The following is an 8,985-nucleotide window of genomic DNA, read 5'->3' on the forward strand; positions in this document are numbered from 1 at the left end:
CATGAAGATCAAGAAGGGTGACACGGTTCAGGTCATCACCGGCAAGGACAAGGGCAAGCAGGGCAAGGTCATTGCCTCTTACCCGCGCGACGAGCGCGTCCTGGTCGAGGGTGTCAACCGGGTCAAGAAGCACACCAAGGCCGGCCCGACCGCCAGCGGTTCGCAGGCCGGCGGCATCGTGACGACCGAGGCCCCGATCCACGTGAGCAACGTTCAGCTCGTCGTGGAGAAGGACGGCAACAAGGTCGTCACGCGTGTCGGTTACCGCTTCGACGACGAGGGCAACAAGATCCGCGTTGCCAAGCGGACGGGTGAGGACATCTGATGGCTACCACCACGACTCCGCGTCTCAAGACGAAGTACCGCGAGGAGATCGCGGCGAAGCTGCAGGAAGAGTTCTCCTACGAGAACGTCATGCAGACGCCGGGCCTCGTCAAGATCGTGGTCAACATGGGTGTCGGCGACGCCGCCCGTGACTCGAAGCTCATGGACGGTGCCGTCCGTGACCTGACCACGATCACCGGTCAGAAGCCGGCCATCACCAAGGCCCGCAAGTCCATCGCGCAGTTCAAGCTGCGTGAGGGTCAGCCGATCGGTGCCCACGTCACGCTCCGTGGCGACCGCATGTGGGAGTTCCTGGACCGCACCCTGTCGCTCGCGCTGCCGCGCATCCGCGACTTCCGCGGTCTGTCCCCCAAGCAGTTCGACGGCCGTGGCAACTACACCTTCGGTCTCACGGAGCAGGTCATGTTCCACGAGATCGACCAGGACAAGATCGACCGCGTCCGGGGTATGGACATCACCGTGGTGACCACGGCGACCAACGACGCTGAGGGCCGTGCCCTTCTCCGTCACCTCGGCTTCCCCTTCAAGGAGGCGTAAGCGAGATGGCGAAGAAGGCTCTGATTGCCAAGGCTGCTCGTAAGCCCAAGTTCGGTGTGCGTGGCTACACGCGCTGCCAGCGCTGCGGTCGTCCGCACTCCGTGTACCGCAAGTTCGGCCTGTGCCGCGTCTGCCTTCGTGAGATGGCTCACCGTGGCGAGCTGCCGGGCGTGACCAAGAGCTCCTGGTAGTCCCGTACTTCGGGATACCAGAGGCTCTCGGTAAGTAAAGGGTGTTGTCGGGTGCCCATCCCTCCATGGCTTAGGCTAGGAGGGTTGGGCGCCTGACGCCCGTACGACTTACTACGCCGTAGGTCCCCGCACCGCACCCGTCCCGCCACTGAGTGGGGAGAGGGATGGCGCATACAGGAAACCCCGGCGAGAGAGGCCGAAGGCCAATTCATGACCATGACTGATCCGATCGCAGACATGCTGACCCGTCTGCGTAACGCGAACTCGGCGTACCACGACGATGTCGCGATGCCGCACAGCAAGATCAAGTCGCACATCGCGGAGATCCTCCAGCAGGAGGGCTTCATCACCGGCTGGAAGGTCGAGGACGCCGAAGTCGGCAAGAAGCTCGTCCTCGAGCTGAAGTTCGGCCCGAACCGTGAGCGCTCCATCGCGGGCATCAAGCGGATTTCGAAGCCGGGTCTGCGTGTGTACGCGAAGTCCACCTCCCTGCCCAAGGTGCTCGGTGGCCTCGGCGTGGCGATCATCTCCACGTCGCACGGTCTCCTCACCGACAAGCAGGCCGGCAAGAAGGGCGTAGGCGGAGAAGTCCTCGCCTACGTCTGGTAGCGGAAGGGAACGGAGGAAACAGCTATGTCGCGTATTGGCAAGCTCCCCATCACGGTTCCCGCCGGCGTGGACGTCACCATCGATGGCCGTACGGTCCAGGTGAAGGGCCCCAAGGGCACCCTCTCCCACACCGTCGTCGCGCCGATCGAGATCGTCAAGGGTGAGGACGGCGTTCTGAACGTCACCCGCCCGAACGATGAGCGTCAGAACAAGGCCCTGCACGGCCTGTCCCGCACGCTGGTGGCGAACATGATCACCGGCGTGACCACGGGTTACGTGAAGAAGCTCGAAATCAGCGGTGTCGGTTACCGCGTCCTGGCGAAGGGCTCCGACCTGGAGTTCTCGCTCGGCTACAGCCACTCGATCACGGTCGAGGCGCCCGAGGGCATCTCGTTCAAGGTCGAGAACCCGACGCACTTCTCGGTCGAGGGAATCGACAAGCAGAAGGTCGGTGAGGTTGCGGCCAACATCCGCAAGCTGCGCAAGCCCGACCCGTACAAGGCCAAGGGCGTCAAGTACGAGGGCGAAGTCGTCCGGCGCAAGGTCGGAAAGGCGGGTAAGTAAGCCATGGCATACGGTGTCAAGATTGCTAAGGGCGACGCTTACAAGCGTGCTGCCATCAAGCGTCGTCACATCCGGATCCGTAAGCACATCTCGGGTACGGCTGAACGTCCTCGCCTGGTCGTGACGCGCTCCAACCGCCACATCGTGGCCCAGGTCATCGACGACGTTAAGGGTCACACCCTCGCGTCGGCGTCGACCCTGGACACCACGGTCCGTGGTGGCGAGGGCGACAAGTCCGCGCAGGCCAAGTCGGTCGGCGCCCTGGTCGCCGAGCGCGCCAAGGCCGCCGGTGTCGAGGCTGTCGTATTCGACCGTGGTGGTAACCAGTACGCCGGGCGCATTGCCGCTCTGGCGGACGCCGCCCGCGAAGCCGGACTCAAGTTCTGAGTCGGTTCCGTAGCTAGCGGAAACAGAGAGAGGTAATTCCAATGGCTGGACCCCAGCGCCGCGGAAGCGGTGCCGGTGGCGGCGAGCGGCGGGACCGGAAGGGCCGTGACGGCGGCGCTGCTGCCGAGAAGACCGCGTACGTTGAGCGCGTCGTCGCGATCAACCGCGTCGCCAAGGTCGTGAAGGGTGGTCGTCGCTTCAGCTTCACCGCGCTGGTCGTGGTGGGCGATGGTGACGGCACCGTCGGTGTCGGTTACGGCAAGGCCAAGGAGGTGCCGGCCGCGATCGCCAAGGGTGTTGAAGAGGCCAAGAAGCACTTCTTCAAGGTCCCCCGTATCCAGGGCACCATCCCGCACCCGATCACGGGCGAGAAGGCCGCGGGCGTCGTCCTGCTCAAGCCTGCTTCCCCCGGTACCGGCGTCATCGCCGGTGGCCCGGTGCGTGCTGTGCTCGAGTGCGCCGGCGTTCACGACATCCTGTCGAAGTCGCTCGGCTCGTCCAACGCGATCAACATCGTGCACGCGACCGTGGCGGCCCTCAAGGGCCTGCAGCGTCCCGAGGAGATCGCGGCTCGCCGTGGTCTGCCCCTCGAGGACGTCGCCCCCGCGGCTCTGCTGCGTGCGCGTGCGGGAGCGGGTGCGTAATCATGGCTCAGCTCAGGATCACGCAGACGAAGTCGTACATCGGCAGCAAGCAGAACCACCGCGACACGCTGCGTTCGCTCGGGCTCAAGCGCCTGAACGACGTGGTCGTCAAGGAGGACCGCCCCGAGTTCCGCGGAATGGTGCACACCGTCCGCCACCTCGTGACGGTTGAGGAGGTCGACTGATCATGGCGGAGAACAACCCGCTCAAGATCCACAACCTCCGTCCCGCCCCGGGCGCCAAGACCGCCAAGACCCGTGTGGGTCGTGGTGAGGCGTCGAAGGGTAAGACGGCCGGTCGTGGTACCAAGGGCACGAAGGCCCGTTACCAGGTTCCGGAGCGCTTCGAGGGCGGGCAGATGCCCCTCCACATGCGCCTCCCGAAGCTGAAGGGCTTCAAGAACCCGTTCAAGACCGAGTTCCAGGTCGTGAACCTCGACAAGCTGGCGGCGCTGTACCCGGAGGGTGGCGAGGTCACCGTCGAGGGTCTCGTCGCCAAGGGTGCCGTTCGCAAGAACAGCCTTGTCAAGGTCCTCGGCCAGGGCGAGGTCTCCGTGGCGCTGCAGGTGACGGTCGACGCCGTCTCCGGCTCCGCCAAGGAGAAGATCACCGCCGCCGGCGGTACCGTCACCGAGCTCGTCTGATCACTTCAGGCGCCTCGATGACTTGAGCGATCCCGACCGGGGATGCCCCAACAAATGGGGCATCCCCGGTTGGTCGTTCCAAGGGGGGCGGTGTCGCCGGTAAGGTGGCCTGCACTGCCGACTTTCGTCCGGCGTCCCGCTGGGCGGCAGTTGACCGATACCTATTCGTCGAACCTCAAGACCATCACCCTTGACGCAGTTGCGCGGGGGTCGCAGGAGGCACCGTGCTCACCGCGTTCGCCCGGGCGTTCAGGACGCCCGACCTGCGCAAGAAGCTGCTCTTCACTCTCGCCATCATCGTGGTCTACCGGATCGGTACGCACATTCCGATCCCGGGCGTCGACTACAAGAACGTCCAGACCTGTATCGACGCGGCCTCGAAGGGCAACCAGGGGCTGTTCGGTCTGGTCAACCTGTTCAGTGGTGGCGCGCTGCTGCAGATCACGATCTTCGCGCTCGGCATCATGCCGTACATCACGGCGAGCATCATCCTGCAGCTGCTGACGGTGGTGATCCCGCGCCTCGAAGCCCTGAAGAAGGAGGGCTCGAGCGGTACCGCGAAGATCACGCAGTACACCCGGTATCTGACGGTGGCTCTCGCCATCCTCCAGGGCACCGGTCTGGTCGCGACCGCGCGCAGCGGCGCCCTGTTCAGCGGCTGCCAGGTGGCCAACCAGATCGTGCCGGACCAGTCGATCTTCCAGACCGTCGTCATGGTCGTCACCATGACCGCCGGTACTTGCGTGGTCATGTGGCTGGGCGAGCTCATCACCGACCGCGGCATCGGCAACGGCATGTCGATCCTGATGTTCATCTCGATCGCCGCGAGCTTCCCGACCGCGCTGTGGGCCATCAAGACCCAGGGCACGCTGGCCGGAGGCTGGATCGAGTTCGGCACGGTCATCCTCGTCGGCCTGGTCATGGTCGGCCTGGTGGTCTTCGTCGAGCAGGCCCAGCGGCGCATTCCCGTCCAGTACGCGAAGCGCATGATCGGCCGCCGGTCCTACGGGGGTACGTCCACGTACATCCCGCTGAAGGTCAATCAGGCGGGTGTGATCCCCGTCATCTTCGCGTCGTCGCTCCTCTACATCCCGGCGTTGGTCGCCCAGTTCTCCAAGGGCAACTCCGGTTGGAAGACCTGGATCACGCAGAACCTGACCAAGGGCGACCACCCGATTTACATCACCATGTACTTCCTCCTGATCGTTTTCTTCGCGTTCTTCTACGTGGCGATCTCCTTCAACCCCGAGGAAGTAGCCGACAACATGAAGAAGTATGGTGGCTTCATCCCGGGCATCCGGGCTGGCCGGCCGACCGCTGAGTACCTGAGTTACGTACTCAACCGGATCACCTGGCCGGGGTCGCTGTATCTGGGTCTGATCGCTCTCGTACCGACGATGGCGTTGGTTGGCTTCGGGGCAAGCCAGAACTTCCCGTTCGGTGGTACCAGCATCCTGATCATCGTGGGTGTGGGCCTCGAGACGGTGAAGCAGATCGAGAGCCAGCTTCAGCAGCGCAATTACGAAGGGTTCCTCCGCTGATGCGAATCGTCCTCGTCGGGCCGCCCGGTGCCGGGAAGGGAACGCAGGCCGCGTTCCTTGCCAAGAACCTGGGGATTCCGCACATCTCCACGGGCGACCTCTTCCGTGCCAACATCAGCCAGGGCACGGAGCTCGGTAAGCAGGCGAAGGCGTACATGGACGCCGGCAACCTGGTACCGGACGAGGTCACCATCGGGATGGCCAAGGACCGCATGGAGCAGCCCGACGCCGCGAAGGGCTTTCTGCTGGACGGCTTCCCTCGTAACGTCTCGCAGGCCGAGGCGCTCGACGAGATGCTGAAGGCCGAGAGCATGAAGCTGGACGCGGTGCTGGACCTGGAGGTCCCCGAGGACGAGGTGGTCAAGCGCATCGCCGGCCGCCGTATCTGCCGCAAGGACTCGAGCCACGTCTTCCACGTGGAGTACAAGAAGCCGCAGCAGGACGGTGTCTGCGACAACTGCGGCGGCGAGCTGTACCAGCGCGACGACGACTCCGAGGAGACCGTCCGCACGCGGCTGGAGGTCTACCACACGCAGACCGAGCCGATCATCGACTACTACAAGGCCCAGGGCCTGGTCGTCACGATCTCGGCGCTCGGCAAGGTGGAAGAAGTCACGGCGCGCGCCATGGAGGCGCTCAAGAGCAAGGCCGACGACAAGTAGTCGTCACGCTGCTTCGGCCGCGGTGCCCTCCGGGGCGTCGCGGCCGTAGTGTTGTACAGGTAGTCGTTCGTGTACGCAGTCGGTTGACGGAGAAGACGGAGAGCGCGGGCCGCCATGGTGCAGATCAAGACCCCCGAGCAGATCGCCAAGATGCGTGAGGCGGGGCTGGTCGTAGCCGCCGTGCACGCGGCCACGCACGAGGCGGCGGTGCCGGGTGCGACGACGCGGGACCTCGACGAGGTGGCGCGCAAGGTACTCGCGGAACACGGCGCGAAGTCGAACTTCCTTGGATACGGGGGCTTCCCCGCGACCATCTGCACCTCGGCCAACGAGGTCGTCGTGCATGGCATCCCGGACGACAAGACCGTCCTGAAGGACGGCGACATCATCTCCATCGACGCGGGCGCGATCGTGGACGGCTGGCACGGGGACGCGGCGTTCACGGCGTTCGTGGGCTCCGGCCACGCTCCTGAGCTGGTAGAGCTCTCCCGGGTGACCGAGGAGTCGATGTGGGCGGGTATCGCGGCGATGAAGCCGGGGAACCGGCTCGTCGACGTCTCCCGCGCGATCGAGACGTACATCCGCCGCCAGCCGAAGCCGGGCGGCGGCCGGTACGGGATCATCGAGGACTACGGCGGCCACGGCATCGGTACCGAGATGCACATGGACCCGCACCTGCTGAACTACGTGGAGCGCCGGCGCGGCAAGGGCCCGAAGCTCGTCCCCGGTCTCTGTCTGGCCGTGGAGCCGATGGTGTCCCTGGGTACGCCGAAGACCGAGGTGCTGGAGGACGACTGGACCGTCATCACGACGGACGGTACGTGGTCCTCGCACTGGGAGCACTCGGTGGCGGTCACGGAGGAGGGCCCGCTGGTCCTGACGGCTCCGGACTGCGGCAGGGCGAAGCTGGCGGAGTACGGCGTGACGGCGGCGCCTGACCCGCTGGCGTAGCCGGCCCCGGCCGGCTCGCGCTCAATCACCGGGGGGACCAGGTTAAGGATCTCCCGGATGGGGCATTCTTCCTCGATTCGTCTTTCCGAGTGCCCTGACGTAGACTGACTCGTCGGCTCTCGTGCACCCGCATGCCTGCATGCGCTCGTACGTAGTCGATCAAGGTAGTCGATTCGAAGGGCGAAGCGTGGCCAAGAAGCAAGGTGCCATCGAGATCGAGGGCACTGTCGTCGAGTCTCTTCCGAACGCCATGTTCAAGGTTGAGCTCCAGAACGGCCACCAGGTTCTGGCACACATCAGCGGCAAGATGCGCATGCACTACATCCGCATCCTCCCTGACGACCGGGTCGTGGTGGAGCTGTCTCCGTACGACCTGACGCGTGGCCGGATCGTCTACCGGTACAAGTAGATCTTGCCTTTACTCCGTGTTCCCGGTTCCGGGGCGCGGGTGGTGGCACTGACCCGGAGAACCTCACCTAATGAAGGTCAAGCCGAGCGTCAAGAAGATCTGCGACAAGTGCAGGGTGATCCGCCGTCACGGTCGGGTCATGGTCATCTGCGACAACCCGCGCCACAAGCAGCGCCAGGGCTGACGCACGACCGCACCTTCTGCACCCGCAGATACTTCGCGCGACGCAAGCAGTACATGTTCATACGCAGAATCCAGGGCTGATTCCGATCAGGCCTGACACCCCCGGTCGGAGGCCGGGGACCCGGTTCGTACCGAATCTTCAGCACAGAAGAGGACGGCGGGCGGGATCCGGTTCTGCGGAAGACCTCCGAACGACAACTGGAGCCATTGAATGGCACGCGTTTCCGGTGTTGACATCCCGCGTGAAAAGCGTGTGGAGGTCGCCCTGACCTACGTGTTCGGCATCGGCCGGACCCTTTCCCAGCAGACGCTGGCCGAGACCGGCGTGAACCCGAACACGCGCGTTCGTGACCTCTCCGAGGAGGAGCTGGTCAAGATCCGCGAGTACGTGGACGCCAACCTGAAGACCGAGGGTGACCTCCGTCGCGAGATTCAGGCCGACATCCGCCGCAAGGTCGAGATCGGCTGCTACCAGGGTCTGCGCCACCGTCGTGGCCTGCCCGTCCACGGTCAGCGCACCAGCACGAACGCTCGTACCCGCAAGGGCCCGCGTCGCGCCATCGCCGGTAAGAAGAAGCCGGGCAAGAAGTAGTCCTCAGCGGACGCTTATCAGCGGTCTTCGCTGTAGGACCGACCACCTCCCGTAGGAGTAATAGATGCCCCCCAAGGGTCGTCAGGGCGCTGCCAAGAAGGTGCGCCGCAAGGAAAAGAAGAACGTCGCTCACGGGCACGCTCACATCAAGAGCACGTTCAACAACACGATCGTCTCGATCACGGACCCCTCGGGCAACGTGATCTCCTGGGCCTCCGCCGGCCACGTCGGCTTCAAGGGCTCGCGCAAGTCCACCCCCTTCGCCGCGCAGATGGCCGCCGAGTCGGCCGCCCGCCGTGCGCAGGAGCACGGCATGCGCAAGGTCGACGTCTTCGTCAAGGGTCCGGGCTCGGGTCGTGAGACGGCGATCCGTTCGCTGCAGGCGACCGGTCTCGAGGTCGGCTCCATCCAGGACGTGACGCCGACCCCGCACAACGGTTGCCGTCCGCCCAAGCGCCGCCGCGTCTGACGCACGGCCGCTTGTCGGTTTGAGGTTTCCGGGCGGTACGGCTCCGTAAAAGGGCCGTACCGCCCGTACCCTTGCAGTACCCGTACGGTGAAAACGTGCGGTTTTGTCGGGCGTCAAATAGCGGGCGTCCACGAAAGAAGGATCTGATCCACACATGCTGATCGCTCAGCGTCCCTCGTTGACCGAAGAGGTCGTCGACGAATTCCGCTCCCGGTTCGTGATCGAGCCGCTGGAGCCGGGCTTCGGTTACACCCTCGG

General features: G+C 64.9%; 16 protein-coding genes and 1 pseudogene. All 17 read left to right on the forward strand.

The window, feature by feature from the left end:
• Position 1 precedes the first annotated feature (1 nt).
• On the forward strand, positions 2–325 hold the full coding sequence (gene rplX / locus ACFVTC_RS31395; protein WP_168529657.1) for a 50S ribosomal protein L24: 324 nt from the start codon (positions 2–4) through the stop codon (positions 323–325).
• Positions 325–882 carry a 50S ribosomal protein L5 gene (gene rplE / locus ACFVTC_RS31400; protein ID WP_148010026.1) on the forward strand — a complete coding sequence of 186 codons (558 nt, stop codon included), beginning with the start codon at positions 325–327 and terminating at the stop codon, positions 880–882. Before rplX ends, rplE begins: the two co-directional genes overlap by 1 nt.
• Positions 883–887: 5 nt before the next feature.
• A complete protein-coding gene (locus ACFVTC_RS31405) occupies positions 888–1,073 on the forward strand; it encodes a type Z 30S ribosomal protein S14 (RefSeq protein ID WP_003948630.1) in 186 nt (61 codons plus the stop codon).
• A gap of 210 nt (positions 1,074–1,283) precedes the next feature.
• Positions 1,284–1,682, forward strand: coding sequence for a 30S ribosomal protein S8 (rpsH, locus tag ACFVTC_RS31410; protein ID WP_055614920.1), 399 nt, complete (start codon positions 1,284–1,286; stop codon positions 1,680–1,682).
• A 24-nt stretch (positions 1,683–1,706) separates the two neighbouring features.
• A complete protein-coding gene (gene rplF / locus ACFVTC_RS31415; RefSeq protein ID WP_390131842.1) occupies positions 1,707–2,246 on the forward strand; it encodes a 50S ribosomal protein L6 in 540 nt (179 codons plus the stop codon).
• 3 nt (positions 2,247–2,249) lie between these two features.
• On the forward strand, positions 2,250–2,633 hold the full coding sequence (gene rplR / locus ACFVTC_RS31420; protein WP_067367094.1) for a 50S ribosomal protein L18: 384 nt from the start codon (positions 2,250–2,252) through the stop codon (positions 2,631–2,633).
• Between the two features lie 41 nt (positions 2,634–2,674).
• Positions 2,675–3,277 (forward strand): 30S ribosomal protein S5, encoded by a 603-nt coding sequence (gene rpsE, locus ACFVTC_RS31425; protein WP_055513610.1) that lies wholly within the window; start codon positions 2,675–2,677, stop codon positions 3,275–3,277.
• A 2-nt stretch (positions 3,278–3,279) separates the two neighbouring features.
• The gene (gene rpmD / locus ACFVTC_RS31430) at positions 3,280–3,462 is read left to right on the forward strand and encodes a 50S ribosomal protein L30 (protein ID WP_060901490.1); all 183 of its coding nucleotides are present in this window, start codon (positions 3,280–3,282) and stop codon (positions 3,460–3,462) included.
• A 2-nt stretch (positions 3,463–3,464) separates the two neighbouring features.
• Positions 3,465–3,920 (forward strand): 50S ribosomal protein L15, encoded by a 456-nt coding sequence (rplO, locus tag ACFVTC_RS31435; protein WP_007443991.1) that lies wholly within the window; start codon positions 3,465–3,467, stop codon positions 3,918–3,920.
• 224 nt (positions 3,921–4,144) lie between these two features.
• Positions 4,145–5,461, forward strand: coding sequence for a preprotein translocase subunit SecY (gene secY, locus ACFVTC_RS31440; protein ID WP_390131843.1), 1,317 nt, complete (start codon positions 4,145–4,147; stop codon positions 5,459–5,461).
• Complete coding sequence (locus tag ACFVTC_RS31445) at positions 5,461–6,123, forward strand: adenylate kinase (RefSeq protein WP_390131844.1); 663 nt, start codon at positions 5,461–5,463, stop codon at positions 6,121–6,123. Before secY ends, ACFVTC_RS31445 begins: the two co-directional genes overlap by 1 nt.
• 114 nt (positions 6,124–6,237) lie before the next feature.
• Entirely contained in the window at positions 6,238–7,074 is an 837-nt protein-coding gene (gene map, locus ACFVTC_RS31450; RefSeq protein ID WP_390131845.1) for a type I methionyl aminopeptidase, read from the forward strand.
• Between the two features lie 187 nt (positions 7,075–7,261).
• Positions 7,262–7,483, forward strand: a complete 222-nt coding sequence (gene infA / locus ACFVTC_RS31455) for a translation initiation factor IF-1 (RefSeq protein WP_003948620.1) — start codon at positions 7,262–7,264, stop codon at positions 7,481–7,483.
• 70 nt (positions 7,484–7,553) lie between these two features.
• Positions 7,554–7,667, forward strand: coding sequence for a 50S ribosomal protein L36 (gene rpmJ / locus ACFVTC_RS31460; protein ID WP_003974245.1), 114 nt, complete (start codon positions 7,554–7,556; stop codon positions 7,665–7,667).
• Between the two features lie 210 nt (positions 7,668–7,877).
• A complete protein-coding gene (gene rpsM, locus ACFVTC_RS31465; RefSeq protein WP_148010033.1) occupies positions 7,878–8,258 on the forward strand; it encodes a 30S ribosomal protein S13 in 381 nt (126 codons plus the stop codon).
• Between the two features lie 64 nt (positions 8,259–8,322).
• The gene (rpsK, locus tag ACFVTC_RS31470) at positions 8,323–8,727 is read left to right on the forward strand and encodes a 30S ribosomal protein S11 (RefSeq protein WP_003956432.1); all 405 of its coding nucleotides are present in this window, start codon (positions 8,323–8,325) and stop codon (positions 8,725–8,727) included.
• Between the two features lie 154 nt (positions 8,728–8,881).
• Positions 8,882–8,985, forward strand: a pseudogene (locus ACFVTC_RS31475) (DNA-directed RNA polymerase subunit alpha); the annotation flags it as partial.

This window comes from Streptomyces sp. NPDC057950, assembly GCF_042887295.1.
Lineage (GTDB): Bacteria > Actinomycetota > Actinomycetes > Streptomycetales > Streptomycetaceae > Streptomyces > Streptomyces kaempferi.

Coding starts and splice junctions, on each gene's coding strand:
- rplX (WP_168529657.1), top strand. CDS start 2: ATGAAGATCAAGAAGGGTGACACGGTTCAGGTCATCACCGGCAAGGAC.
- rplE (WP_148010026.1), top strand. CDS start 325: ATGGCTACCACCACGACTCCGCGTCTCAAGACGAAGTACCGCGAGGAG.
- ACFVTC_RS31405 (WP_003948630.1), top strand. CDS start 888: ATGGCGAAGAAGGCTCTGATTGCCAAGGCTGCTCGTAAGCCCAAGTTC.
- rpsH (WP_055614920.1), top strand. CDS start 1,284: ATGACCATGACTGATCCGATCGCAGACATGCTGACCCGTCTGCGTAAC.
- rplF (WP_390131842.1), top strand. CDS start 1,707: ATGTCGCGTATTGGCAAGCTCCCCATCACGGTTCCCGCCGGCGTGGAC.
- rplR (WP_067367094.1), top strand. CDS start 2,250: ATGGCATACGGTGTCAAGATTGCTAAGGGCGACGCTTACAAGCGTGCT.
- rpsE (WP_055513610.1), top strand. CDS start 2,675: ATGGCTGGACCCCAGCGCCGCGGAAGCGGTGCCGGTGGCGGCGAGCGG.
- rpmD (WP_060901490.1), top strand. CDS start 3,280: ATGGCTCAGCTCAGGATCACGCAGACGAAGTCGTACATCGGCAGCAAG.
- rplO (WP_007443991.1), top strand. CDS start 3,465: ATGGCGGAGAACAACCCGCTCAAGATCCACAACCTCCGTCCCGCCCCG.
- ACFVTC_RS31445 (WP_390131844.1), top strand. CDS start 5,461: ATGCGAATCGTCCTCGTCGGGCCGCCCGGTGCCGGGAAGGGAACGCAG.
- map (WP_390131845.1), top strand. CDS start 6,238: ATGGTGCAGATCAAGACCCCCGAGCAGATCGCCAAGATGCGTGAGGCG.
- rpmJ (WP_003974245.1), top strand. CDS start 7,554: ATGAAGGTCAAGCCGAGCGTCAAGAAGATCTGCGACAAGTGCAGGGTG.
- rpsM (WP_148010033.1), top strand. CDS start 7,878: ATGGCACGCGTTTCCGGTGTTGACATCCCGCGTGAAAAGCGTGTGGAG.
- rpsK (WP_003956432.1), top strand. CDS start 8,323: ATGCCCCCCAAGGGTCGTCAGGGCGCTGCCAAGAAGGTGCGCCGCAAG.